Raw genomic sequence first — 26,611 nt, forward strand, 5'->3', positions numbered from 1 at the left:
GGTGGGCGGTATGCAGCGTATAGCAGTCCTTGGCGCAAACGGCCGCATGGGTCTCGCGCTGATTCGCCTGATTGCAGCCAGTGACCGGGCAGTACTGGCAGGTGCACTGACCGAACCCGGTCATGCGACCGTCGGGCGTGATGCCGGCCAGTTGGCCGGCCTCGATTCGCTGGGTGTCGCGTTGACCGATCAGCTGGAAATGGCAATCGCGGACTGCGATATCGCCATCGATTTCACGGCACCGGCGGCGACGGCACGGCATGCGCAGGCCTGCGCAGCGCATCGTTGCAGCCTGGTGGTTGGCACGACCGGGCTGGGCGCCGTCGAGCTCGCAGCGCTGCAGTCAGCTGCAGGCAGCATCGCGGTCCTGTATTCCCGCAACATGAGTATCGGTATCACGGTTCTGACCGAACTGGTGCGTCAGGCAGCCCGGTTGCTTGGTCCTGGTTTTGACGCCGAGATTTCCGAGGCCCATCACCGCGCAAAGAAGGATGCACCGTCGGGCACCGCGCTCCAGCTGGGCGAAGCATTGGCAGAAGCCCGCGCGCAGAAGCTGGCGGATGTGGCAGTCTATGATCGTAGCGGGTTGACCGCGGGCCGGCCCGCGCAGGCCATCGGCTTTTCATCGGTCCGCGCCGGCTCAATCGTCGGCGACCATACCGTATTGCTCGCCAGCGACGAGGAAGTGCTGGAGCTGACACACCGTGCCACCGATCGCGCGCTGTTCGCACGCGGCGCACTGCGTGCTGCGGCCTGGCTGGCGGATCAGCCGGCGGGCCTCTATTCGATGCAGGATGTACTGGGGCTCTCTGCCCGCTAGCCACTGTCGTCGACAGTCCCAAAGGGGTGTCCACGCCAGCCCCTGTCGTTTAGAATGCCGCGGGTCCCCAACAAAACCAGCAGAGCGGGAGGGCCCGGACAGGTTGTCTCCCGCTGCGTGTATATGCGCCCATCAAAAGCAGAAAACTTCCGGTCATCGCAGGTCCAGGGCTGATGGAAGCCGCGTTACTGGCTTTACGCGACGGTACGCTGTTCCACGGCATCTCCGTGGGCGCGCCCGGTCGCACCATTGGCGAAGTGGTATTCAATACGGCGATGACGGGTTACCAGGAGATTCTCACCGATCCGTCCTACTGCCGGCAGATCGTCACGCTGACCTATCCGCATATCGGTAACACGGCGACCAACAGCGAGGATCACGAGAGCGAGCGCATCTTTGCCGCCGGCCTCGTGATCCGCGACCTGCCGGCGGTATCGAGCAGCTGGCGTGCCGAGGTGCCGTTCCCCGAATTCCTGCGCCGGGGCGGTATCGTGGCGATTGCCGAAATTGATACCCGCAAGCTGACGCGTATCCTGCGCGACAAGGGTGCGATGTCCGGCTGCATCATGACCGGCGAGATCGATTCGCGAACTGCGGTCGATCATGCACGACGCTTCCCTGGTCTCGCAGGGATGGATCTGGCGAAGATCGTCAGTACCAAGGACAACTATCAGTGGAACCTGGGCGCTGCGTGGCCGGGACCGGGACCGATCAGGCCAAAGCGCAGTGGCGCCTTCGAAGTCGTGGCTTACGACTTCGGCATCAAGCGCAATATTCTCCGCTTGCTGGTCGATAATGGATGCCGCGTTACCGTGGTGCCGGCACAGACGCCGGCCGAGGAAGTGCTGGCCCGCCGCCCGGACGGGATTTTCTTGTCGAACGGCCCAGGTGATCCCGAACCCTGCACGTATGCGATTGAAGCGATCCGGCAGATCCTGGCCACCGGAACGCCGGTATTCGGTATTTGCCTTGGGCACCAGCTGCTGGCGCTGGCGAGTGGCGCGAAAACGGTCAAGATGAAGTTTGGCCATCACGGTGCCAATCATCCTGTGCAGGATCTTGAAACCGGTCGCGTCATGATCACCAGTCAGAACCATGGGTTTGCCGTGGATGAGGCGAGCCTGCCGGATAACCTGCGACCGACACACCGCTCCCTGTTTGATAATTCACTTCAGGGAATCGAAAGAACTGATTGTCCTGCATATAGTTTTCAAGGGCATCCGGAAGCCAGTCCGGGGCCTCATGACATTCGTTCCCTGTTTTCACGCTTCAGCAACCTGATGCGCCAGCGTGTGCAGCAGGGTGCGGGCGCGGCTACCGCCGGCAAGTAGCCTTAATTCCCGGATACCTGAACAGCCATGCCCCGTCGTACCGACATCGAGAGCATCCTGATCATAGGCGCCGGGCCGATCGTTATCGGCCAGGCCTGTGAATTCGACTACTCCGGCGTGCAGGCCTGCAAGGCCCTGCGGCAGGAAGGTTACCGGGTCATCCTGGTCAACTCGAACCCTGCCACGATCATGACCGATCCGGAAATGGCCGATGCTGTCTACATCGAGCCGGTCAACTGGCAGACGGTTGCGCGAATCATCGAAAAAGAGAAACCCGACGCGCTGCTGCCCACGATGGGTGGCCAGACTGCGCTCAACTGTGCACTCGATCTCGAGCGCCATGGGGTGCTTGCCCGGTTTGAAGTCGAGATGATCGGTGCTTCGCGCGATGCGATCGATACCGCCGAGGATCGCGAACTGTTTCGCCAGGCGATGAACGAAATCGGGTTGTCGGTTGCCCATGCCGAGATCGCGCACTCGCTGGAGGAGGCGATTCAGGCCCAGGCGCGAATCGGCTTTCCGACCATTATCCGGCCGTCGTTTACGCTCGGCGGCAGTGGCAGCGGTATCGCCTATAACCGCGAAGAATTCGAGGCGATGGCTGCGCATGGCCTCGACCTGTCGCCGACGACGCAGATCCTGCTTGAGGAGTCGGTGATCGGCTGGAAAGAATTCGAGATGGAGGTGGTGCGCGACCGCAACGACAACTGCATCATCATCTGCTCGATCGAAAACGTGGACGCCATGGGTGTGCATACCGGTGATTCGATCACGGTTGCACCGGCCCAGACGCTGACCGACAAGGAATACCAGTTGATGCGCAATGCATCGATTGCTGTGCTTCGTCGAATCGGGGTGGATACGGGCGGGTCGAACGTGCAGTTTGCGCTCAATCCGCGCGACGGCCGCATGATCGTCATTGAAATGAATCCGCGGGTATCGCGATCATCTGCGCTGGCATCCAAGGCAACCGGCTTCCCGATTGCGAAGGTTGCAGCCAAGCTGGCGGTTGGCTATACGCTGGACGAACTGCGCAACGACATTACCGGCGGCGCAACGCCCGCTTCCTTCGAGCCGACCATCGACTACGTCGTTACGAAGATCCCGCGTTTCACCTTCGAGAAGTTCCCCGGCGCAAACAGTCGTCTGACGACACAGATGAAATCGGTCGGCGAAGTCATGGCCATGGGCCGGACTTTCCAGGAATCCCTGCAAAAAGCGCTGCGTGGCCTGGAGACCGGGATCAATGGCCTCGTCGAGAAGCTGCCGGCCGAGCCGTCCCCCGAAGAGATGGATCGTCTGCGTCTCGAGTTGCGCATGCCCGGCGCTGACCGGCTCCTCTATGTCGGCGATGCCTTCCGGCACGGGATGAGCTGTGATGAAGTGGCGAGCCTCTCCGGAATAGATCCGTGGTTCCTTGCCCAGATCGAAGAACTTGTCCAGCTTGAAGCAAAGGTTGGTACTGATGGTGTCGTTGTGCTGCAGCCTGGAATGTTGCGGAGCCTGAAGCGCAAAGGTTTTGCTGACAGTCGCCTGGCTGCACTGCTGGGGATGCCTGAAGATTTCGTGCGCCAGCAGCGCCTGAATGCCGGTATCAGGCCGGTCTTCAAGCGCGTGGATACCTGTGCAGCGGAATTTGCCACCAGTACCGCCTATCTCTATTCCTCCTATGAAGAGGAGTGTGAGGCCGCTCCGGGCGATCGAAACAAGGTAATGATTCTCGGTGGTGGCCCGAACCGCATCGGCCAGGGCATCGAGTTCGACTACTGCTGCGTGCATGCCGCCTTCGCGCTGAAGGAGATCGGCTACGAAGCGATCATGGTCAACTGCAATCCGGAAACGGTATCGACGGACTACGATACGTCGGATCGTCTCTACTTCGAGCCGCTGACCTTCGAAGATGTCATGGAGATCGTCGACAAGGAGCGGCCGGTCGGCGTCATTGTCCAGTTCGGCGGACAGACGCCACTCAAGCTGGCGCGGCGTCTTGAAGAAGCCGGTGTGCCGATTGTCGGCACCAGTCCGACATCAATCGACATTGCCGAAGACCGCGAGCTGTTTCAGAAGCTTGTGCAGCAACTCGGTCTCAGGCAGCCGCCAAACTGCACGGCGCGGACGCCGGAGGAGGCTGTGCGGCGCGCTGCTGATGTCGGATTCCCGCTGGTGATCCGTCCCTCATTCGTGCTCGGCGGTCGGGCGATGGAGGTCGTGCATAACGAGGAAGATCTGCGCGCCTACATGAAAGATGCAGTCAACGTGTCGAACGACAGCCCGGTGCTGCTGGATCGCTTCCTTGACCAGGCTGTAGAGGTGGATGTTGATCTGGTGAGCGACGGGAAGGACATCCTCATCGGCGGCATCATGGAGCATATCGAGCAGGCCGGAGTCCATTCGGGTGACTCCGGTTGCTCGCTGCCACCGGCGACACTAAGCGCGGAAACGCAGGCCGAATTGATCGATCAGGTCACCAGGCTCGCCAGGGCGCTCAATGTGGTTGGCCTGATGAATACCCAGTTTGCCATCCAGAACGGGCTGGTCTATCTGCTTGAGGTCAATCCGCGCGCATCGCGTACCGTGCCCTTTGTTTCCAAGGCCACCGGTCTGCCGCTTGCCAAGATTGCCGCGAAGACCATGCTCAATATCTCGCTGGCCGAGCAGGGCGTGACCGAACAGGTCGTGCCGGGCTTCTATTCGGTCAAGGAAGCTGTATTTCCCTTCGGCAAGTTTCCTGAAGCCGATCCGATACTCGGTCCCGAGATGAAATCGACGGGCGAGGTGATGGGAACCGGTCGCACTTTTGCGGAGGCCTATGCCAAAGCGCAGATTGCCTCCGGCGTGGTCCTCCCCCAGCGGGGTACCGCATTCCTTTCGGTGCGCGACCGCGACAAGCCGGCAGTGGTAAAGCTGGGCAAGCTGCTGCTGGATCGTGGCTTCGACCTGGTCGCAACCGGCGGTACCGCAGTGGCGCTTGCCACGGCCGGTGTCGCCTGTCGCCGGGTCAACAAGGTTCGTGAAGGACGGCCGCATGTCGTGGACATGATCAAGAATGACGAGATCCACTTCATCGTCAACACGACCGAAGGCAAACAGGCCATTCGGGAGTCGCATTCCATTCGCGCGGCGGCGGTGCACAAGAAAGTCACCTACTACACGACCATGCCTGCAGCCATAGCCACCAGCTACGCCCTGGACCATCTCGAGGGCGGCAGCGTCAACAGGCTGCAGGACCTGCATGCGGGAGTTGTACAGTGAAAAGAAATCCGATCACGGCCGTCGGGGCGGACAAGCTTCGCGACGAGATCCGTGTCCTCAAGACTGAATCGCGTCCCCGGGTGATTCAGGCGATTGCCGAAGCGCGCGCCCACGGTGATCTCAAGGAGAATGCCGAATACCACGCGGCGAAGGAGCAGCAGGCTTTCATTGAAGGCCGGATCCGGGACCTCGAGATCTTGCAGTCTACGGCCGAAATCATCGATGTCGCGCGGCTGGCGGGGACGAAGAAGATCGTCTTCGGCGCCACGGTCCACCTGGTTGACGAGGACGATGGCCGTGAGATCTGTTATCGCATCGTCGGCGAATACGAAGCAGACATGAAAGGCGGTCTGATCTCCATCAGCTCGCCACTTGCGCGGGCGCTCATCGGGCGCCTCGAGGGCGACCTGGTGTCGATGACGGCCCCGGGTGGCGAGCGAAATTACGAGATCATGCGGGTCGAATACCTGTGAATGGTTGCTGTATCGCGGTGTCAGGTGGCCAAGAGCACTTCTAGCGCACGCTGGAAACAGAGGCAGGCGCGGGACCCCTTCGTGCGCAAGGCGCACGCGGAAGGCTGGCGGTCCCGGGCGATTTTCAAGCTGTCGGAGTTGCAACGCGTCGAGAAACTCATGGCGCCCGGCAATATCGTGGTCGACCTGGGCGCCGCGCCGGGTGCCTGGAGCCAGTATGCGGCTTCAATCGTGGGCCCGCGGGGTCGTGTGGTTGCCCTGGACCTGCTGGAGATGCCGCCCTTGGCCGGGGTAGAGGTCATGCAGGGCGATTTCCGGGAGGATAAAACCCTGCAGGCCCTGCTGGCGCGGCTCGGGCAGGTCAGGGTCGACCTTGTCTTGTCGGATCTGGCACCCAATATGAGTGGTATGCGCACGGTCGATCAGCCACGCAGCATGTATCTGGCCGAACTCGTACTCGACTTTGCGGGTCAGGTCCTGCGGGAGCGGGGCAATATGGTGGTAAAGCTGTTTCAGGGCGAGGGTTTCCAGGAATACATAGGCGCGGTGCGTTCACGGTTTGAGTCGGTCCGGATGAGAAAGCCGCCTGCTTCCCGGGCCGGAAACCGGGAGACGTATCTGGTAGCAAGAAACTTTCGGTTGTAGTAGGGTCTAAACAGAATACTGTCAGAATTTTGACGGTCAGGTTTCCAAGAGGGCCACCCACGTGCTCAATGATCTTGCCAAGAACATCATCCTCTGGATCGTCATCGCCATCGTGTTGCTGACGGTCTTTCAGAGTTTCAGTACGGGTACCCGTCAGTCAGATGCGGTCGAATACTCCGAGTTTCTGGATCTGGTCAGCAGCGGGCAGGTGGATCAGGTCGTCTTTGAGGGCGATACGATCAAGGGATTCAAGGCCACGGGCGACCGGTTTACGACCTACAGTCCCGAGACCGACAACACCGCTTTGATCGGTGAGCTCAAGAAGAACAACGTTCGCATCAGTGCGAGTCCCCCAAAGAGCCAGAGCATTCTGGTCAGCCTGTTCATCAATTCCTTTCCGGTACTGCTGTTGATCGGCGTCTGGGTGTATTTCATGCGCCAGATGCAGGGCGGTGGCGGTGGCCGTGGTGCCATGTCGTTTGGCAAGAGCAAGGCAAGGCTGCTCAGCGAGGATCAGATCAAGGTGACCTTCGTGGATGTCGCTGGCGTCGAGGAGGCCAAGAGCGAAGTCGAAGAGATCGTCGAGTTCCTGAAGGACCCGGCGAAGTTTCAGCGCCTGGGCGGCAAGATCCCGAAGGGCGTGCTGATGGTCGGTTCGCCGGGTACGGGCAAGACCTTGCTGGCACGTGCCATCGCCGGTGAAGCGAAGGTGCCATTCTTCACGATCTCGGGCTCGGATTTCGTCGAGATGTTCGTTGGTGTCGGCGCGTCCCGGGTCCGGGACATGTTCGAACAGGCGAAGAAGCATGCGCCTTGCATCATATTCATCGATGAGATCGACGCGGTTGGGCGGCATCGTGGTGCCGGTCTGGGTGGTGGTCACGACGAGCGCGAACAGACACTTAATCAATTGCTGGTCGAGATGGACGGCTTTGAAGGCAGCGAGGGCGTCATTGTCATTGCGGCGACCAACCGTCCCGATGTGCTCGATCCCGCCTTGCTCCGTCCGGGTCGCTTCGACCGGCAGGTCGTGGTGCCATTGCCTGATGTACGTGGCCGTGAACAGATCCTGAAAGTACATATGCGCAAGGTTCCGCTGTCTGATGACGTGCGGCCAAGCGTGATCGCACGTGGTACACCGGGCTTCTCCGGTGCCGACCTTGCCAACCTGGTGAATGAGGCTGCCTTGTTTGCTGCGCGTGCCAACCGGCGCACGGTAACCATGGATGAGTTCGAGAAGGCCAAGGACAAGATCATGATGGGCGCCGAGCGGCGTTCCATGGTCATGAGCGAATCCGAGCGCCGCCTGACGGCATACCACGAGGCCGGGCACGCGATCGTCGGGCTTTCGGTGCCGGACCATGATCCGGTATACAAGGTCAGCATTATTCCCCGCGGCCGTGCGCTCGGCGTCACGATGTTCCTGCCAGAGGAAGACCGGTACAGCTACAGCAAGCGACGCCTCAACAGCCAGATAGCCAGTCTGTTCGGCGGGCGTATCGCCGAGGAACTGGTGTTTGGCAATGAGGCGGTAACCACCGGTGCCTCGAACGATATTGAACGGGCCACTGAGATTGCACGGAACATGGTCACGAAGTGGGGCCTGTCCGAGCGGCTTGGACCGTTGACCTACACCGAGGAAGACGGCGAAGTGTTTCTCGGCCGCAGTGTTACCAGCCACAAGCAGGTTTCCGATGTCACGATCCACGCGATTGATGAGGAAGTCCGCAAGATTATCGATTCAAATTACCGGCTGGCCACTGGCATTCTCACCAGCAACAGGGAAAAGTTGAATGCCATGGCGGAGGCGCTCATGAAGTATGAGACGATCGACGAAACCCAGATCAAGGACATCATGGCGGGTCGTGAGCCCCGGCCGCCCGAAGGCTGGGATAGCAGTGGCGGTCCGGGTGCTCCGGCGACTGTGTCGGGCGGTGCGAGCAAGGGTGATGAGCCAGGGCTCGGTGAGCCTGCCAGCCAGCACCGGACCCGCAGCTGAGCCAGTCGCGCAGTCGCCCGACAACAGATATCCAGCCGGCTGGTTAAGGGCTGCTTGCTGCGCCGGATGATTCCCCTTGTTCCAGACGCCAGGCCGGCGGCCCCGCGCTGCCTGGTAATGGGCATTCTCAACGTCACGCCGGATTCCTTCTGGGATGGTGGGCGCTACCGCCAAATTGATGCGGCTGTTGCGCACGGCCTGAAGCTCGCCGCTCAGGGTGCAGACATGCTCGATATCGGTGGGGAATCGACCCGGCCGGGTGCTTCGGCACCGGGTGTCGAGGAAGAGTTGCAGCGGGTGATTCCGGTCATTGAGGGGCTACGCCAGGCCAGCGATATCGCCATCTCCATCGATACCAGCAGTGCTGAAGTCATGCGAGCAGCGGCAGCCGCCGGTGCCAACATGATCAATGATGTCTGTGCGCTGAGCCGGCCAGGTGCTTTGGCGGCAGCGGTGGAGACGGGGCTTCCGGTGTGCCTGATGCATATGCAGGGAGATCCGCAGACGATGCAACGACGGCCTGCCTACGTTGATGTCGTGGCTGAGGTAAGGGCGTTTCTCTTGCAGCGAGCAGCTGAATGCATGGCAGCCGGCCTGGCACACGATTGCCTTATACTCGATCCGGGTTTTGGTTTTGGCAAAAACCTTGATCACAATCTAAGCCTGCTGCGCGGGCTGGAGGTGCTGGTCGCCACCGGGTTTCCGGTGCTCGTCGGACTATCGCGAAAGAGTATGTTGGGCGACCTGCTGGGCAGGGCGGTTGAAGACCGGTTGCCTGGCAGTCTTGCTCTGGCGATCGCGGCCCGGCAGCGCGGGGCCAGGATCGTGAGGGTTCACGATGTGGCTGCAACTGTGGATGCGTTCCGGACGCTGGATGCAGTTGAAGGTTCTGAATTGGGCGGCCAGCGTTCAGACGCCATGGCCAGAACTGGAGTATCCGAGTGAGCAGAAAACTGTTTGGTACCGATGGAATCCGGGGCCAGGTCGGCGAGTACCCGATGACGGCAGAATTCGCCCTGCGCCTGGCCAGTGCCGCTGCTCACGTGCTGGCACCGCAGGGTGGCACGGTACTTATCGGCAAGGACACCCGGGTATCCGGTTACATGTTCGAGTCGGCCCTCGAAGCGGGATTTGTCGCGGCCGGGATGGACGTGATGCTGGTCGGGCCGCTGCCCACGCCGGGTATTGCCTATCTCACCCGGACGCTGGGCGCTGATCTTGGCGTGGTAATCAGCGCCTCGCACAATCCATATCAGGATAACGGCATCAAGTTCTTTGACCGAGAAGGCAGCAAGCTCTCCGATATGATCGAGGCGGCCATTGAAGAACGCCTCGAATCGCCCGCGATCACGCGGGAGTCCAGCCAGCTGGGGCGCGCCAAGCGGGTTGATAATGCGCTGCAGTCCTACCAGAACTTCTGTATCTCGACCGTTCCGCCCGAGCTTCGACTCGACGGCCTGAAAATTGTCATCGACTGTTCGCACGGCGCAGCCTACAAGGTTGCGCCACGTGTCCTGACCGAACTCGGGGCGGAGATCGTGCCAATCGGCTGTTCACCGAATGGCAGGAACATCAATGACGGCTGTGGCTCGATGAAGCCTGAACTGTTGCAGCTCACGACCACCGGTGTGCGCGCCGACCTGGGTATTGCCCTCGACGGTGATGGCGACCGGCTGCTCATGGCTGATCATGCAGGCGCGCTGGTTGATGGCGACCAACTGCTGTGGGTTCTGGCCAGCGCCTGGCAAAAGAGCGGTGAGCTGCAGGGTCCGGTGGTGGGCACCCTTATGAGCAATTTTGGACTCGAGCGCGGTCTGGGCGATCTCGGCATCGAATTTCTGCGTGCCAAGGTCGGAGATCGCTATGTGCTCGAGCTGTTGCGTGAAAAAGGTGGCCGACTGGGCGGCGAGACTTCGGGGCATCTGCTCTGTCTGGACAAGACCACTACCGGAGACGGCCTGATCAGTGCGCTGCAGGTACTCAGCGTGGTCAAGAAAACCGGCCAACCGCTCGCTGATCTGGTTGCCGGAATGCGGCGTTATCCACAGAAGCTGGTTAACGTCAGGATGAGCCGAAAGCTGGATCTGGACGGTTCGATGCCGGTCCAGGCAGCCGTACTCAAGGCGCAACAGCAGCTGGCAGGGCGAGGGCGCGTGGTTCTGCGCGCTTCGGGCACCGAGCCGGTCGTGCGCGTGATGGTCGAAGGAAACGACCATGCCGAGGTCGACCGCCTGACAGATGAACTGGCAGAGACGGTACGTCAGGCTGCAAATGCCTGATCTGCGTTGATTTTCAGCTGGGCTGAGGCTAACCTGCGCCGTCATTTTCGGGCCGCATGCCGCTTTGCGCGCCTGTCTCCCCGGAGTCACCTATGTCAAATCGGCGGCCGCTCGTGGCCGGAAACTGGAAGCTCAACGGTAACCGCACCGGAAATAGCGCCCTGATCAGTGCCCTGCGGGCTGGATTGGCGGCCCAGTGCCGTACCGATGTGGTCGTATGTCCGCCCTGTGTTTATCTGGCCGACATTGCTGCGGCTATCCACGATAGCGTTATTCAGCTTGGCGCCCAGAATACTGCCGCGGAAGATTCTGGTGCTTTCACCGGTGAAGTTGCGGCCAGCATGCTGGCCGATGTGGGTTGCAAGTACGTCATCATCGGTCATTCAGAGCGCCGGGCCTTTTTTGGCGAGACGGACGCCTTGGTTGCTGCCAAGGTTGCAGCAGCCCTGCGCTGCGGACTCAGGCCGATTCTCTGCGTGGGCGAAACGCTGGGGGAGCGCGATGCGGGGGATTTCCTGGACGTCGTGCGTCGACAGCTGGAGGCGGTGCTTGACGTGGTGGGTATCGAGGCCTTTGCGGAAGGGCTTGTCGCCTATGAGCCGGTCTGGGCGATTGGTACAGGACGTACGGCGACGCCGATGCAGGCACAAGACGTACACGCAGAGATACGGGCAACGCTGGCGCGACGCAATGCTACAATTGCCGCCGCTGTCCGCATCCTTTATGGCGGCAGTGTGAAGGCTTCCAATGCGAAGGACCTCTTCGCGATGGCAGACATAGATGGTGGACTGATCGGCGGCGCCTCGCTGGATGCGGCCGGGTTTCTCGGTATTTGCAAGGCGGCGGCAGAGAGTTATTGATGACTACCCTGAACACAGTTGTGCTGGTTGTACACGTACTTGTGGGCGTGATGATGGTCGGCCTGATCCTGATTCAGCGCGGCAAAGGTGCCGATGCGGGTGCTGCGTTTGGATCTGGTGCATCCGGCACGGTATTTGGCGCGCGGGGTTCGGCCAATTTCCTGTCGCGGTCGACGGCGATCCTTGCAGCAATATTTTTCTGTACCAGTCTGGGGCTTGCCTATCTGGGTTCGCAGCGTGAGGCCCCGACGAGCGTGCTCGATGTCGCGGCAGATTCTGCTGCGGCACCTGAGCAGGGTTTGCCTGTGGTCGGGCCCAAGGAGACGGATGCGCAGGTGCCGGCGGGCACATTGCCAGTTCTGCCACCGGCTCCAGCAGCCGAGCTGCCGGCGCCGGCGGACAAACAGACAGATTGATTTTTTTCGAGTGCCGACGTGGTGGAATTGGTAGACACGCCGTCTTGAGGGGGCGGTGGCGCAAGCTGTGCGAGTTCGAGTCTCGCCGTCGGCACCAACAGATCAGCAGAACCCGCGAATAGAAATTCGCTGGTCAGCCGTGGGTCGAAGGAGCGCCCGTGCTGAACAACTATTTGCCCGTATACATCTATCTTTGTGTGGCGCTGGGGATCGGGCTGGTTCTGCTCGGACTCGGTTTTCTGATCGGCAACGGGCAGAAGTACGGCGAAAAGCTGTCGCCTTACGAATGTGGCTTTGAGCCCTTCGAGGACAGCCGCATGCGCTTTGACGTCCGCTACTATCTGGTTGCCATTCTGTTTATCGTCTTCGATCTCGAGATCGCCTTTCTGTTTCCCTGGGCGATCACCCTGAAGGAGACCGGGCTCACGGGGGTCCTCGCCATGGGTATCTTTCTCGTGATTCTGGTGGTCGGTTTTATCTACGAGTGGAAAAAAGGAGCTCTGGAGTGGGACTAGAACGTCCGGTGCCGGAGATTCTTCAGCAGCGTGGTTTTGTGGTGACCGGGCTGGACAACCTCATCAACTGGGCACGCACCGGCTCGTTGTGGCCGATGACATTTGGCCTCGCTTGCTGTGCCGTGGAGATGATGCAGGCGGGAGCCGCCCGCTACGACCTTGATCGTTTTGGCGTGATCTTCCGTCCGAGTCCGCGCCAGGCCGACGTGATGATCGTTGCGGGTACATTGACCAACAAGATGGCGCCGGCCCTGCGCAAGGTCTATGACCAGATGACCGAGCCGCGCTGGGTCATCTCAATGGGCTCATGTGCCAATGGTGGTGGCTACTACCACTATTCCTATGCCGTCGTGCGTGGTTGTGACCGGATCGTACCGGTCGACGTCTATGTACCTGGCTGTCCGCCGACCGCCGAAGCGCTGATCTACGGCATTCTGCAGCTGCAGAACAAGATCCGGCGCACCAACACCATCGCGCGTTGATCTGGCCATGCGAGCAAGCAGCGGGATGGTAGTTTGATGAGCGCACGTACGGATGCGTTGCTGACCGCGCTGGGCGAGCGCTTCGGCCCCCGCCTGCAGCGGGTGGAGTCGCGCTGCGGCGAGCTGGGCTTTGAAGTCGCGCTGCCGGACCTTGTTGATGCCTGCCGGATTCTGCGAGACGACTTTGCTTTCGAGATGCTTGTCGATCTCTGTGGCGTCGATTATCTGACCTGGGGGCAGGGCGAGTGGGAAACCCAGGACGCCACCAGCAGCGGCTTCAGTCGCGCAGCGGTACGAGCCACTATCCTTCCGGATCCGGCACAGCAGTTTGATCCACGACGTTTTGCCGTGGTCTACCACCTGCTGTCGGTCAGCCGCAATTACCGGCTCCGGCTGAGCGTCTACACGGGCGTGGACAATCCGCCGGTTGTGCCATCGGTCATCGATATATGGGCTTCCGCCAACTGGTATGAGCGCGAGGCATTTGACCTGTACGGCATCCTGTTTGACGGGCACCCTGATCTGCGCCGTATTCTCACCGACTACGGATTCATCGGTCATCCGTTCCGCAAGGATTTCCCGATGTCGGGAAATGTCGAGGTTCGCTACGACCCCGAGCAGGGGCGGGTGGTGTACCAGCCGGTGAGCATCGAGCCACGGACACTCGTGCCGCGGGTTATCCGTGATGACAACCGGTACGAGCCTGACATCAAGTCCGCGGAGCCACCGCGTGGCTGAGTTCCAGAATTACACGATCAACTTTGGTCCGCAGCATCCCGCGGCGCATGGGGTGTTGCGTCTCGTGCTCGAGATGGATGGCGAAACCGTGCAGAGGGCTGATCCGCACGTTGGCCTTCTGCACAGGGCCACTGAAAAGCTGGCGGAGAGCAAGCCTTTCAACCAGAGCATCGGCTACATGGACCGGCTCGACTATGTGTCCATGATGTGCAACGAGCACGGATACGTGCTGGCGATCGAGAAGCTCCTCGGTGTGGTTGTGCCGATACGCGCGCAGTACATACGGGTGATGTTCGATGAGGTCACCCGGATACTGAATCACCTGATGTGGCTCGGTGCGCATGGTCTCGATATCGGCGCGATGACCATGTTCCTGTACTGCTTCCGCGAACGCGAAGACCTGATGGATTGCTACGAAGCGGTTTCGGGCACACGCATGCACGCCACCTATTATCGGCCTGGTGGCGTATACCGGGACCTGCCTGACACCATGCCCAGGTTTCAGCCTTCCGCATGGCGCAGCGACAAGAAGCTGCGCAGCCTGAACCAGGCGCGTGAAGGCTCATTGCTCGATTTTCTGCAGGATTTCTGTACGCGTTTTCCCGCCTGCGTCGATGAATACGAAACGCTGCTGACGGACAACCGCATCTGGAAACAGCGCACGGTAAACATCGGCGTGGTCAGCCCGGAGCGCGCACTCCAGCTCGGTTTTTCGGGACCCATGCTGCGTGGTTCGGGTATCGCCTGGGATCTGCGCAAGAAACAGCCCTACGAAGTCTATGCTGATATGGATTTCGATATCCCCATCGGTGTGAACGGTGACTGCTATGACCGCTATCTGGTGCGGGTCGAGGAACTGCGTGAATCGAACCGGATCATCCGCCAGTGTATTGACTGGTTGCGGGCAAATCCCGGGCCGGTGATGACTGACGATCACAAGATCGCCCCACCAAGTCGTGAACAGATGAAGGGTGACATGGAGTCGCTGATTCATCACTTCAAGTTGTTTACCGAGGGCTATACGGTCCCTGCCGGCGAGGCCTATGCCGCTGTCGAGCATCCCAAGGGCGAGTTTGGCGTGTATCTCGTGTCTGATGGGGCCAACAAGCCATACCGGCTGAAGATCCGGGCGCCGGGTTTCGCGCATCTGTCGTCCATGCACGAGATGGTGGTCGGTCATATGCTTTCAGACGTTGTTGCCGTTATCGGCACACAGGACATCGTGTTCGGCGAGGTGGATCGCTAGTCATGTGTGCCTTGAAGAGACTGAACTGAATGGAACCCGAGAAAATCCTGTCTGAGCACCTGCGTGCCGAGATCGATCGCTGGGTGGCGCGTTTTCCGGAGGGGCGACAGCGTTCCGCCGTAATCGCGGCCCTGCATGCCGCCCAGCATGAGAATCACGGCTACCTCACGCCTGAACTGATGGGCGCGATTGCCGGATATCTCGGTCTCCCGCCGATACAGGTCTATGAGGTTGCGGCTTTCTATTCGATGCTCGAGACGAAGCCGGTCGGCCGACACAGTATTTCCGTGTGCACCAATATCTCGTGCATGCTCAGGGGCGGAGAGAACATCCTCGCCTATCTCGAAAAAAAGCTGGGTGTAAAAGTCGGTGAAAGCACGCCGGACGGACAGTTTTATCTGAAGTGCGAAGAAGAGTGCCTTGCCGCCTGTTGTGGTGCGCCGATGATGATGGTTGACCACAAGTATCACGAGAATCTGACGCCGGCGAAGGTGGACGAGATCCTCGACAATGTTGCCAAGTCGGCGGGGCACTGAGCGTGAGCGAGCAACGCACATACGAACAGAACCTGGTCTGCTATCAGACCCTCGGGCAGGATCAGCCTGCCAGCCTGGAAACCTATCGCAAGCTCGGTGGCTATGAGATCTGGGAAAAGATACTCGCGGGCGGCATGACACGTGCGGAAGTCATCGACGGTGTGAAGGCGTCCGGCCTGCGGGGGCGCGGTGGAGCAGGGTTTCCTACTGGCGTGAAGTGGAGCTTCATGCCTAAGGATGCGCCGGGCCAGAAGTATGTGGTTTGCAATTCGGACGAAAGCGAGCCGGGCACCTGTCACGACCGGGACATCCTGCGCTATAACCCGCACGCGATCATCGAAGGAATAGCCATTGGCGGATTCGCGATGGGAGCGACCGTCGGGTACAACTATATACGCGGAGAGTTCATCGACGAGCCTTTTCCGGTCTTTGAGGCTGCACTGAAAGAAGCCTACGCTGCCGGACTGCTCGGCCGGAATCTGCGCGGTTCCGGTATCGATTTCGACCTGCATGCATTCATCGGTGCAGGCGCCTATATCTGCGGCGAGGAAACGGGCCTGCTCGAGTCCCTGGAAGGGAAACCGGGTAAACCCCGGTTCAAACCACCGTTTCCGGCTGCCTTTGGTCTGTATGGACGTCCGACGACCATCAACAACACGCAGTCGTTTGCCCTGGTACCGACGATTCTGCGCAGGGGGCCAAAATGGTTTGCTGATCTGGGGCCCGAGGGCTCGGGCGGCACAGCCATTTTTTCGGTGTCCGGCCATGTCGAGCGGCCTGGCAATTATGAGCTGCCCATGGGCATTCCATTCCGCGAGCTGCTGAAGATCGCGGGCGGAATGCGTGACGGGCGGCGGCTCAAGGCAGTAATCCCTGGTGGGTCTTCCGTGTACGTCGTGCCAGGCGATCTGATCATGGACGTCACGATGGACTACAACAGTCTCAAGAATATCGGCACCTCGTTTGGTACCGGTGCCGTGATCATCATGGATGAAACCACCTGTATGGTGAGCGTACTTCGGCGCTTGTCGCGTTTCTATTTTGCCGAATCCTGCGGGCAGTGCACGCCATGTCGCGAAGGTACGGGCTGGATGTACCGTCTGCTGTCGCGTGTTCTTGCCGGTGAGGCGGAGCGCAAGGACCTCGACCTGCTGCTTGATGTTGCCGGGCACATAGAAGGCCACACGATCTGTGCGTTTGGCGATGCTTCAGCCTGGCCGGTACAGAGTTTTCTGCGCCACTTCATGCCCGAATTCGAATACATGATCCAGCATCGGGGCCGGTCAATCGTCGAATCGCGGACTGAAGCAGCATGAGCGACGACAGCTTCAAGGTGGAAGTAAACGGTGTCGAGCTGAACGCCCGGCCGGGCGAGATGCTGATCGCCGTGACTGACCGCGCGGGTATCTATGTGCCGCGCTTCTGTTACCACGAGAAGCTGTCTGTGGCCGCGAATTGCCGGATGTGTCTGGTCGATGTGGCGAATGTACCGAAGCCGCTGCCGGCCTGTGCAACACCGGTAACGAATGGCATGAAAGTTGCGACGCGCTCGCAAAAAGCCATCGGCGCACAGAAAGCCGTTATGGAGTTCCTGCTCATCAATCATCCTCTGGATTGCCCGATCTGCGATCAGGGTGGCGAGTGCGAACTGCAGGATCTGGCCATGGGCTTTGGCCGGGACATCGCCCGCTTTGCCGAGGGAAAGCGCTCGCTGAGCGACAAGGATATCGGCCCGCTCATTTCGACCGACATGACCCGGTGCATCCTGTGTACCCGCTGCGTGCGTTTCGGAACGGAGATCGCCGGCATCCAGGAACTGGGTACCGTCGGTCGTGGGGAACGCACCCAGATTGCCAGCTTTGTGGGCAGCACCGTGGACCATGAGCTTTCCGGTAACGTCATCGATCTCTGTCCGGTTGGTGCGCTGAACAACAAGCCTTATCGTTTCAGCGCACGGGCCTGGGAAATGCAGTCGCTGCCGGCCGTTGCGCCACATGACTGCGTGGGCTCTAACCTGTCGGCACATGTGCTGCTCGGGCGTGTGAAGCGCGTGGTGCCGCGTGTCAACGAAGAGATCAATGAGACCTGGCTTTCGGACCGGGATCGTTTCAGTTATGCCGGTATCTATGCGCCGGACCGGCTGAATCAGCCGATGATTCGCGAGGGCGGGGAATGGCGGACTGCGGGCTGGGAAGAAGCGCTGCAACTGGCAGCCAGCCGGTTGGCTGAGGTCGCCTGTGCGGATGGCGGTGCCGGACTCGGTGCCTGGGCCGCACCTTCGGCGACGCTGGAGGAGGGCTACCTGCTGCAGCGTTTGCTGCGCCATCTGGGTTCTGAAAACATCGACCATCGGCTGCGTCGCCGTGATTTCCGGCTTGAGGAACGTGATCCGGTGTTTCCGTCACTGGGCGTTACGCTCGCGGAGATCGAATCAGCGGATGCGATTCTGGTCGTCGGCTCCAACCTGCGACGCGAGGCCCCCATGCTTGCTCACCGCGTGCGCAAGGCTGCCATCAGCGGTGCCGCAGTGATGTTCGTCAATCCGCTGCGCTACGACTACCTGCATCCTGTTGCCGGATACATTGAGACCGGTGCAGATCTGGTCAGCGGAATGCGTCGCTTTGCGGCGGCGGATGCGGTGGCCGCGGCAATTGCAGCGCGCCTGAAAGCGGCGACCACAGCAGGCAAACGGGCCGTCATCCTCCTTGGCCAGATCGCGGGTCGGCATCCCCGCTTTGCTGATCTCCGCCAGATGGCTGGTGAGCTGGCACATGAATCCGGTGCGGAACTCGGCTATCTCTCCGAAGGCGCGAATTCAGCGGGTCTTGCCCTGGCAGGAGTGCTTCCGCACCGTGGTATGGGCGGGGCAGCAAGCACAGGTTCCGGGCGCAATTTTGCGCAGATGCTTCATCAGCCGCCCAAAGGTCTGGTGCTGCTGGGCTGTGAGCCGGATGAAGATTGCAGCGATGCCGACCAGGCCGTCAAGGCAATGCAGGCAGCAAGCTTTGTTCTGGCGCTGACGCCGTTTTTCGGGACTGCTGTGCGCGCCCACGCCCACGTCGTGTTGCCGGTCGGAACCTTTGCCGAAACTGCCGGCACCTTCGTCAATGGCGAAGGCCGCTGGCAGAGTTTCAATGGCATAGCCAGTCCGGTGGGCGAGAGCCGCCCGGCCTGGAAGGTGCTGCGCGTGCTTGGCAACCTGTTGCAGATGCCTGGCTGTGAATACGCTTCGGCAGACGAGATCCTGGCGGAGTTACGCAAACTGGTTCCACCGGTCCAGCCGCACAATGTCGTACTGGCGAGTTCGATTCCGCCCGCACCGACCTCCGCCGACATTCCGCTGGCCGCCCTGGACGTTCCGATGTACCGGATTGACGCAGTCCTGCGCCGTACACCGGCCCTGCAGCTGACGCGCGAAGCGCGTACCGCGCGCGGCAACAGACTCGAGACGGCGTAGGGAACCAGGCGTCGTCATGGCAGCAATTCAATTCATTCAGGACCTCTGGTTTGCGCTGCCTGATCAGCTGCGTGAAGTGATCGTGATCGTCGTGCAGATCCTGCCGCTCACTGTAACCGTGATCCTGTGCGTGGCATTTCTCACCTATGGCGAGCGGAAGATCATCGGCTACATGCAGATCCGCGTGGGACCAAACCGGGTGGGTCCGAAGGGCTGGTTTCAGCCTTTCGCCGATACCATCAAGCTGGTGATCAAGGAAGTGGTCATTCCCGCCAACTCCAGCCGCTTCCTGTTTGTCATTGCGCCACTGCTGGCGATCGTCCCTGCACTTGCGACCTGGGCGGTCGTGCCGCTGTTCCCCGGCTTTGCGATCGCGGATATCGATGCCGGACTGCTCTATGTGCTCGCGCTGACCTCCTTGAGTGTCTACGGCATCATCCTGGCCGGCTGGGCGACCAATTCCAAGTACGCCCTGCTCGGCGCAATGCGATCTGCAGCACAAGTGGTTGCCTACGAAATTGCGATGGGCTTTGCGCTTGTCGGCGTGCTGATGGCCAGCGGCAGCATGAATCTTGGCAAGATCGTGGAGGCGCAGTCGGGCGGACTGTTCAGCTGGTTCTGGCTGCCGCTCTTCCCGCTGTTCATTGTCTACTTCATTTCCGGCCTGGCCGAGACCAACCGTGCCCCATTCGACGTCGCTGAAGGCGAATCGGAAATCGTCGCGGGTTTCCATGTCGAGTATTCAGGCGTCGCGTTCGCGATTTTCTTCCTGGCTGAATATGCCAACATGTTACTGATCTCGGCGCTGACTGCAGTGATGTTCCTTGGGGGCTGGCTGTCCCCATTTGCCGGTGACAGCATGTCGTTTCTCGACGGTACAGTCCTCGAGCTGCTCCGTGCGCCGGGCTTGCACTGGCTATGTGTGAAGATCGCGTTCTTCCTGTTCTTCTTCCTCTGGGTGCGAGCTACATTCCCGCGCTATCGCTACGACCAGATCATGCGTCTGGGGTGGAAAGTGTTCATTCCGGTAACGCTGGTCTGGATCGTGATCGAGGGCGTGCTGGCCGTACTGCATGTCGGACCGTGGAGTACCTGAGCATGCCGGACCAACAGGATCCAGTTTCATGAATGCACTTGTCAGTTCCGTAAAAACCCTCGTGCTGTGGGACTTGCTGAAGGGGTTGCGCCTTACCCTGCGCAATCTGTTTGCCCCTAAGTTCACCATCAACTACCCGGAAGAGAAGACGCCGCAGTCGCCGCGCTTCCGTGGTTTGCATGCGCTGCGCCGTTATCCGAATGGTGAAGAGCGCTGTATAGCCTGCAAGTTGTGTCAGGCGGTCTGTCCGGCGGCAGCGATAACCATCGAATCAGACGTTGGTCCGGATGGCACGCGTCGCACGACCCGTTATGACATCGACCTGTTCAAATGCATTTACTGCGGCTTCTGTGAGGAAGCCTGTCCGGTGGATGCCATCGTCGAGACCCGGATTCTCGAATACCACATGGAAAACCGGGGCGAGAACATCATGACCAAAGACAAGCTGCTCGCGGTCGGCGAGAAGCATGAGGCGAGCATCGCTGCCGACAGGGCAGCGGATGCGCGTTATCGATAGCAGGTACGCAGGGATGTTCCCGACGATACTTTTTTATGCGGCTGCAGCGACGCTGATCGGAGCGGCGATTGCAGTGATCACCGTTCGTAATCCGGTGCATGCCGTACTGTCCCTGATTCTGGCCTTTGTCAGCAGCGCCGTACTTTGGCTGCTGCTGGAGGTTGAATTCCTGGCGGTCGTGCTGGTGCTGGTCTATGTCGGTGCCGTCATGGTGCTGTTCCTGTTTGTGGTGATGATGCTGGACGTCAATACCACAAGCCTGCGGGATGGTTTTGCCCGGTACGCGCCGGTCGGTGCGATCGTTGCGGGCATCATCATTCTGGAGCTTGCTGGCCTGATCTGGTGGCGAAATGAAGGGATGCCGGTGGATCGGGTGCTGGTGCCCCGCGATGCGGCTTACTCGAGCACGGCGGAGCTGGGAAAGGTGATCTACACACAGTACCTGTACCCGTTTGAACTCGCCGCGATGCTGCTCCTGCTGGCGATCGTGGCCGCCATTCTTCTGACCATGCGCAAGCGGCCCGGGATCAAGAAGCAGGATATTTCGGCCCAGGTTCGTGTGCGCCGGGAGGACCGCGTGAAGCTGGTCAGCATGAAGGCGGAGAAGGACTGATGGTATCCCTCGAGCATTATCTGACCCTCTCGGCACTGCTGTTTGCAATCAGCGTCGCGGGTATTTTTCTGAACCGGAAAAATGTCATCGTTCTGCTGATGTGTGTTGAACTGCTGCTGCTCGCGGTCAACTTCAATTTCATTGCATTTTCGCGGTACCTGGATGATCCGGCCGGGCAGGTATTCGTCTTTTTCATACTTACGGTGGCTGCAGCCGAATCGGCAATCGGACTCGCCATTCTTGTGGTGTTGTTCCGGAACCGGCGCAGCATCAACGTCCAGGAAATGGACACCCTGAAGGGTTGATGTGATGGAGAATATCTACCTGGCTATCGTTCTCTGTCCGCTTGCGGCCGCATTGCTGGCCGGTCTGTTCGGGCAGGTGACGGGGCGGGCCGGTGCACATGCCGTAACCATCATCGGGGTCGGCGCCTCCTTTCTGCTGTCGCTTGCAGTGCTGAAGGCACAGGTGCTGGATGGAGCGCCTTCGTTCAACGGCACCGTATATACCTGGGCCGTCGTCGATGGCGTACACATGCAGGTCGGCTTTCTGGTCGACCGGCTGACGGCGCTGATGATGGTCGTGGTGACCGCTGTCTCACTGATGGTGCATATATATACCATCGGTTACATGCATGATGATCCCGGCTACCAGCGCTTTTTCAGTTATATCTCGCTGTTCACCTTTGCCATGCTCATGCTGGTGATGGCGAACAACTTCATGCAGCTGTTCTTCGGCTGGGAAGCGGTCGGCGTCGTTTCCTACCTGCTGATCGGCTTCTGGTACACGCGGCCTACGGCAATTTTCGCCAACATGAAGGCCTTTCTCGTCAACCGGGTTGGTGATTTCGGCTTTTTGCTCGGCATCGCGCTGATCCTGATGTCGACAGGCAGCCTGGATTACGCGACGGTCTTTGCCGGTGCCGATGCGATGAGCGGGCAGACGATACAGTTGTTTGGCGACAGCCAGTGGCCGGTGATCACGGTGGCCTGCATTCTGCTTTTCATCGGGGCAATGGGCAAGTCGGCCCAGATGCCGCTCCATGTCTGGCTGCCGGATTCGATGGAAGGTCCCACGCCGATCTCGGCGCTGATCCATGCCGCCACCATGGTGACGGCGGGTATCTTCATGGTTGCCCGGATGTCACCGCTCTTTGAGCATTCAGATACTGCCTTGTCGGTGGTCATGGTGGTCGGTGCCACAACAGCACTCTTTACCGGATTTCTTGGCGTCGTGCAGAACGACATCAAGCGTGTAGTGGCCTACTCGACGCTGTCGCAGCTCGGTTACATGACGGTCGCGCTGGGGGCCTCTGCCTATGCGGCGGGCGTGTTCCATCTCATGACCCATGCCTTCTTCAAGGCGTTGCTCTTCCTCGCTGCAGGTTCGGTAATCATCGCCATGCATCACGAGCAGGATATCCGCAAGATGGGCGGACTGTGGCGTTACCTGCCGATCACCTGGCTGACCAGTCTGATCGGATCCCTGTCCCTGATCGGTTTCCCCGGTTTCGCAGGCTTCTTTTCCAAGGATGCGATCATCGAGGCAGTTGGTGTCGCGCACCGGACCGGTTCCGGATATGCGTGGTGGTGCCTGATGATCGGCGTGTTTGTCACCGCGCTCTATTCGTTCCGGATGTTTTTCCTCGTGTTCCACGGGGCAGAGCGGCTTGATTCGCATGCCAAGGACCACCTGCATGAGCCGTCGATGGTCGTCTGGCTGCCGCTCGTGCTCCTTGCCGTACCGTCGGTCATCCTTGGTTGGCTGACGGTCGGGCCAGTCGTTTTCGGCAGCTATTTCGGGGGCGCCATCTTTACGCGCGAGATCAATGATGTGCTCGGTGAAGGCGCTGCAGAATTTCACGGGCCTGCGGCTTATGTGCTGCATGCCCTCAGTATGCCGGTGCCCTGGATAGCGCTGGGTGGCGTTGTGTGCGCCTGGTACCTGTATCTGAAAAATCCGGCTTTGCCGGAACGCCTGCGCAAGCAGTTCAATGGGCTCTATACGCTGCTGATCAACAAGTACTACTTCGATGAATTCAACCAGAAGGTGTTTGCTCGCGGCAGTACGGCGCTGGGCGGGTTTTTCTGGCATGTCGGTGATGAAGCAGTGATTGACAACGGTCTGGTAAATGGCAGTGCGCGCCTGGTCGGTTGGGCGTCGCAGGTCGCGCGTCAGCTGCAGTCCGGCTATCTGTACCACTATGCGTTCGCGATGATTGCCGGACTGGCTGTACTCATTGGCTGGTTGCTGCTTGCCGGCTGATATCAGCCAAGCGATGGGGTAGACGTGGGAATATTGAGCATATTGATCTGGCTGCCGATACTGGGCGGACTGCTGGTCCTTGCGATCAGTCGTACCAGCGCCGGCAAACCGTCCGGTGATGGTGCGGGATTGCGTGCCGATCGTTTGTTGGCGCTTGTCATATCGATACTCTGCTTCGTCCTCAGTCTGCCATTGTGGACGGACTTCAATTTGGCAACGGCAGACATGCAGTTTGTCGAACGCATGCCATGGATCCGCGCCTTCAATGTCGAGTACTACCTTGGCGTGGACGGCTTCTCCATGCCGCTCATCCTGCTGACAACGTTCCTGACACCGATCGTCGTGTTGGCTGGCTGGGATTCCGTCCGTGTGCGCACTGCAGAGTACTTTGCCGCTTTCCTGATTCTTGAAGGACTCATGATCGGCGTGTTCGCCGCCATCGATGCCCTGCTGTTCTATGTGCTTTGGGAAGCGATGCTGATCCCGATGTTCATCATCATCGGTGTCTGGGGTGGTGAGCGCCGGATTTATGCGACGGTGAAGTTCTTCCTGTACACCTTTCTCGGTTCGGTCTTCATGCTGATCGCGCTGATCTACCTGTATCTGAAATCGGGCAGCTACAGCATTCTCGTATTCCATCAGCTTCCGTTGAGCCAGACGGAGCAGACACTGATCTTCCTGGCCTTTCTCGCCGCCTTTGCGGTAAAGGTGCCGATGTGGCCAGTACACACCTGGTTGCCGGATGCGCATGTGGAGGCGCCCACCGGTGGATCGGTCATTCTTGCGGCGGTGCTCCTGAAGATGGGCGGCTACGGGTTTATCCGCTTCAGCTTGCCCATTACACCGGATGCCAGCGGGCAGTTGTCTGCGCTGATGATTTTTCTGTCGCTGGTCGCAGTGGTATACATCGGCTTCGTCGCCCTCGTGCAGCAGGACATGAAGAAGCTCATCGCCTATTCCTCCATCGCGCACATGGGCTTCGTCACGCTTGGGCTTTTCATCGCCTGGCCCATCCTCGCGCGCACCGGAATTACAAGTGGTGTAGCCATGGGCCTCTCCGGGGCAATGCTGCAGATGATTTCACATGGTTTTATTTCCGGTGCATTGTTTCTTTGCGTCGGAGTCCTGTATGACCGGATGCACAGCCGGAAGATTGCTGACTATGGCGGTGTCGTGAATACCATGCCGCGCTTTGCCGCCTTTATGGTGCTGTTTGCGCTGGCCAATGCGGGGTTACCCGGTACTTCGGGCTTTGTCGGCGAATTCATGGTGATTCTGGCCAGTTTCAAGGCGGGTTTCTGGTATGCCTTCCTGGCATCTATCACCCTGATTCTGGGTGCGGCTTATACGCTGTGGCTGGTCAAACGCGTCATATTCGGTGCAGTGGCCAATACGGCTGTCGCCAGCCTTGTGGATATTTCAGCCCGGGAAATGCTGATTCTGTTGCTCGTGGCCGGTGGCGTGCTTTGGCTTGGCCTGTGGCCAGCGCCTCTCGCTGATGTGATGTCCGCAAGCGTCGATCATCTGGCCATGCAGATCACGCAATCCAAGGTGCAGGCGGGACTATGAATTATTCGCTCCTGGACTTGTCTGCCCAGTTGCCTGAAATCGTGCTGGCCAGCGGGATCTGTGTCCTGCTGATTGTCGATCTGTTCGTGCGCGACAGCGCGCGTGACTTCAGCTACCTGCTGGCGATTTTCCTGCTGGCCGGTGTTGCGTGGGTGTTGATCGGTACAGGGCCGGACAGCACAGCGCATTTTGCGGCTGGTGGCTCATATGTGTCCGATGCACTGGCGCGGGTCCTCAAGTTGTTTGCGGTAACGGCCGTGGCATCGGTCTTTCTGTACTCGCGTCCCTGGCTCCGCAGCAGGGAACTGCATTTCGGTGAGTACTACGTTCTGGGCTTGTTCGGCCTGCTCGGGATCATGGTCCTGGCCTCGGGTTACAGCCTGCTTGTCAGCTATATCGGGTTGGAAATCCTGTCGCTAAGCCTGTATGCGATAGTGGCCTTCGACCGCGACGCGTCCCGGTCGGCCGAAGCGGCGATGAAGTACTTCGTGCTGGGTGCAATTGCTTCGGGCACCTTGCTCTACGGCATGTCGCTCGTCTATGGCATCACCGGCACGCTGCAGATCGGGGAGCTGCAGACGGCCATCGCCGCACAGTCGGGTGTGGTCGGCCTCTGGGTTGGTCTTGGATTCATGGTCGCAGGTGTCGCCTTCAAGTTTGGCGCGGTGCCTTTTCATATGTGGGTACCGGACGTCTATGAGGGTGCGCCAACCCCGGTCACTCTCTATATCGGTACGGCACCGAAGCTCGGTGCGCTGGCATTGGCTGTCCGCATTCTGGTCGAGGGCTCGGCAGGCCTCGCCTCGTTCTGGGAACCGATGCTGGCGGCGCTCGCGGTGTTGTCGCTGATCCTTGGCAACGTGGCCGCAATCGCACAGAAGAACATCCGGCGAATGCTTGCGTACTCCACGATCTCACATGTCGGATTTATTCTGCTGGGCCTGATGGCGGGCAGCCCGGGCGGTATACAGGCTGCGCTCTTCTATACGATCGTTTATGTGATCATGGCGGCGGGCGCCTTCGGTTTTCTTGTCATGCTGGGCAGTCAGGGCCAGGAAATATATGACCTGGATGATCTGCGCGGCCTCTGGCAGCGCAGTCCGTGGTTTACGCTGATGATGGCCCTGCTGATGTTCAGCATGGCGGGTGTCCCGCCGCTGGCCGGTTTCTATGCCAAGTGGTGGGTCCTTTCCGCGTTGCTGAACTCGGGCTATCTGGGGCTGGCGATAGTTGGTGTGCTGACCTCCGTGATTGGCGCCTTTTACTACCTGCGCGTCATCCGCCTGATGCTGTTCGACAATGGCGGTACAGCCAGTACGGTTGGTCTGCCGCTGGACCTCAAGCTTGTCCTTAGCGTCAATGCCTTGCTGTTGCTCGGTATCGGCCTGTTCCCGGACCGCCTCCTGGATCTCTGTGCGTATGCTGCTGCGCTGATCTGATTCCGGTCCGTTTCCCGACGGTTGCCTCGCTGCTGCGAAATGGCTACCATGCATAGCTGCGCT

Annotated in this window: 24 protein-coding genes and 1 tRNA gene; all 25 read left to right on the plus strand. The window is 59.9% G+C overall.

The features are described from left to right. Positions 1–10 precede the first annotated feature (10 nt). The 25 genes from H6979_01650 to nuoN all read left to right on the plus strand — a co-directional run bounded on the left by H6979_01650 (position 11) and on the right by nuoN (position 26,548). Positions 11–820: a 4-hydroxy-tetrahydrodipicolinate reductase gene (locus tag H6979_01650; GenBank protein ID MCP5138549.1), complete on the plus strand. Its 810-nt coding sequence runs from the start codon at positions 11–13 to the stop codon at positions 818–820. A gap of 173 nt (positions 821–993) precedes the next feature. Further along, a complete protein-coding gene (carA, locus tag H6979_01655) occupies positions 994–2,151 on the plus strand; it encodes a glutamine-hydrolyzing carbamoyl-phosphate synthase small subunit (protein ID MCP5138550.1) in 1,158 nt (385 codons plus the stop codon). A gap of 27 nt (positions 2,152–2,178) precedes the next feature. Further along, entirely contained in the window at positions 2,179–5,403 is a 3,225-nt protein-coding gene (gene carB / locus H6979_01660) for a carbamoyl-phosphate synthase large subunit (GenBank protein ID MCP5138551.1), read from the plus strand. Beyond that, on the plus strand, positions 5,400–5,876 hold the full coding sequence (gene greA, locus H6979_01665) for a transcription elongation factor GreA (GenBank protein MCP5138552.1): 477 nt from the start codon (positions 5,400–5,402) through the stop codon (positions 5,874–5,876). Before carB ends, greA begins: the two co-directional genes overlap by 4 nt. Next, the gene (gene rlmE, locus H6979_01670) at positions 5,877–6,521 is read left to right on the plus strand and encodes a 23S rRNA (uridine(2552)-2'-O)-methyltransferase RlmE (GenBank protein ID MCP5138553.1); all 645 of its coding nucleotides are present in this window, start codon (positions 5,877–5,879) and stop codon (positions 6,519–6,521) included. Positions 6,522–6,582: 61 nt separating this feature from the next. Further along, positions 6,583–8,520 (plus strand): ATP-dependent zinc metalloprotease FtsH, encoded by a 1,938-nt coding sequence (gene ftsH / locus H6979_01675; GenBank protein MCP5138554.1) that lies wholly within the window; start codon positions 6,583–6,585, stop codon positions 8,518–8,520. A 66-nt stretch (positions 8,521–8,586) separates the two neighbouring features. Further along, positions 8,587–9,465, plus strand: coding sequence for a dihydropteroate synthase (folP, locus tag H6979_01680; GenBank protein MCP5138555.1), 879 nt, complete (start codon positions 8,587–8,589; stop codon positions 9,463–9,465). Continuing rightward, complete coding sequence (gene glmM, locus H6979_01685) at positions 9,462–10,799, plus strand: phosphoglucosamine mutase (protein ID MCP5138556.1); 1,338 nt, start codon at positions 9,462–9,464, stop codon at positions 10,797–10,799. The genes folP and glmM overlap by 4 nt, the downstream gene beginning before the upstream one ends. Positions 10,800–10,891: 92 nt before the next feature. Continuing rightward, on the plus strand, positions 10,892–11,659 hold the full coding sequence (locus tag H6979_01690; protein ID MCP5138557.1) for a triose-phosphate isomerase: 768 nt from the start codon (positions 10,892–10,894) through the stop codon (positions 11,657–11,659). Continuing rightward, on the plus strand, positions 11,659–12,075 hold the full coding sequence (secG, locus tag H6979_01695) for a preprotein translocase subunit SecG (protein MCP5138558.1): 417 nt from the start codon (positions 11,659–11,661) through the stop codon (positions 12,073–12,075). The genes H6979_01690 and secG overlap by 1 nt, the downstream gene beginning before the upstream one ends. Positions 12,076–12,087: 12 nt before the next feature. Beyond that, positions 12,088–12,172 (plus strand) — tRNA-Leu (locus tag H6979_01700). 61 nt (positions 12,173–12,233) lie between these two features. Continuing rightward, entirely contained in the window at positions 12,234–12,590 is a 357-nt protein-coding gene (gene ndhC / locus H6979_01705; protein MCP5138559.1) for an NADH-quinone oxidoreductase subunit A, read from the plus strand. Between the two features lie 8 nt (positions 12,591–12,598). Continuing rightward, positions 12,599–13,072, plus strand: coding sequence for an NADH-quinone oxidoreductase subunit B (locus tag H6979_01710; protein MCP5138560.1), 474 nt, complete (start codon positions 12,599–12,601; stop codon positions 13,070–13,072). 36 nt (positions 13,073–13,108) lie between these two features. Next, positions 13,109–13,810: an NADH-quinone oxidoreductase subunit C gene (locus H6979_01715; GenBank protein MCP5138561.1), complete on the plus strand. Its 702-nt coding sequence runs from the start codon at positions 13,109–13,111 to the stop codon at positions 13,808–13,810. Continuing rightward, the gene (locus H6979_01720; GenBank protein MCP5138562.1) at positions 13,803–15,056 is read left to right on the plus strand and encodes an NADH-quinone oxidoreductase subunit D; all 1,254 of its coding nucleotides are present in this window, start codon (positions 13,803–13,805) and stop codon (positions 15,054–15,056) included. The genes H6979_01715 and H6979_01720 overlap by 8 nt, the downstream gene beginning before the upstream one ends. 29 nt (positions 15,057–15,085) lie before the next feature. Further along, positions 15,086–15,592 (plus strand): NAD(P)H-dependent oxidoreductase subunit E, encoded by a 507-nt coding sequence (locus H6979_01725; GenBank protein MCP5138563.1) that lies wholly within the window; start codon positions 15,086–15,088, stop codon positions 15,590–15,592. Between the two features lie 2 nt (positions 15,593–15,594). Then, positions 15,595–16,908 carry an NADH-quinone oxidoreductase subunit NuoF gene (gene nuoF / locus H6979_01730; protein MCP5138564.1) on the plus strand — a complete coding sequence of 438 codons (1,314 nt, stop codon included), beginning with the start codon at positions 15,595–15,597 and terminating at the stop codon, positions 16,906–16,908. Next, positions 16,905–19,049 carry an NADH-quinone oxidoreductase subunit G gene (locus H6979_01735; GenBank protein MCP5138565.1) on the plus strand — a complete coding sequence of 715 codons (2,145 nt, stop codon included), beginning with the start codon at positions 16,905–16,907 and terminating at the stop codon, positions 19,047–19,049. Before nuoF ends, H6979_01735 begins: the two co-directional genes overlap by 4 nt. A 16-nt stretch (positions 19,050–19,065) precedes the next feature. Continuing rightward, the gene (gene nuoH / locus H6979_01740) at positions 19,066–20,145 is read left to right on the plus strand and encodes an NADH-quinone oxidoreductase subunit NuoH (protein MCP5138566.1); all 1,080 of its coding nucleotides are present in this window, start codon (positions 19,066–19,068) and stop codon (positions 20,143–20,145) included. A 28-nt stretch (positions 20,146–20,173) separates the two neighbouring features. Next, positions 20,174–20,662: an NADH-quinone oxidoreductase subunit NuoI gene (nuoI, locus tag H6979_01745; GenBank protein ID MCP5138567.1), complete on the plus strand. Its 489-nt coding sequence runs from the start codon at positions 20,174–20,176 to the stop codon at positions 20,660–20,662. Positions 20,663–20,675: 13 nt separating this feature from the next. Beyond that, complete coding sequence (locus tag H6979_01750) at positions 20,676–21,275, plus strand: NADH-quinone oxidoreductase subunit J (protein ID MCP5138568.1); 600 nt, start codon at positions 20,676–20,678, stop codon at positions 21,273–21,275. Further along, on the plus strand, positions 21,275–21,580 hold the full coding sequence (gene nuoK, locus H6979_01755; protein MCP5138569.1) for an NADH-quinone oxidoreductase subunit NuoK: 306 nt from the start codon (positions 21,275–21,277) through the stop codon (positions 21,578–21,580). Before H6979_01750 ends, nuoK begins: the two co-directional genes overlap by 1 nt. A gap of 4 nt (positions 21,581–21,584) precedes the next feature. Then, positions 21,585–23,540, plus strand: a complete 1,956-nt coding sequence (gene nuoL, locus H6979_01760) for an NADH-quinone oxidoreductase subunit L (protein ID MCP5138570.1) — start codon at positions 21,585–21,587, stop codon at positions 23,538–23,540. 24 nt (positions 23,541–23,564) lie between these two features. After that, a complete protein-coding gene (locus H6979_01765) occupies positions 23,565–25,109 on the plus strand; it encodes an NADH-quinone oxidoreductase subunit M (GenBank protein MCP5138571.1) in 1,545 nt (514 codons plus the stop codon). After that, on the plus strand, positions 25,106–26,548 hold the full coding sequence (gene nuoN, locus H6979_01770) for an NADH-quinone oxidoreductase subunit NuoN (GenBank protein ID MCP5138572.1): 1,443 nt from the start codon (positions 25,106–25,108) through the stop codon (positions 26,546–26,548). The genes H6979_01765 and nuoN overlap by 4 nt, the downstream gene beginning before the upstream one ends. Positions 26,549–26,611 lie beyond the last annotated feature (63 nt).

Source organism: Chromatiales bacterium (assembly GCA_024234935.1).
Taxonomy (GTDB): Bacteria; Pseudomonadota; Gammaproteobacteria; order Steroidobacterales.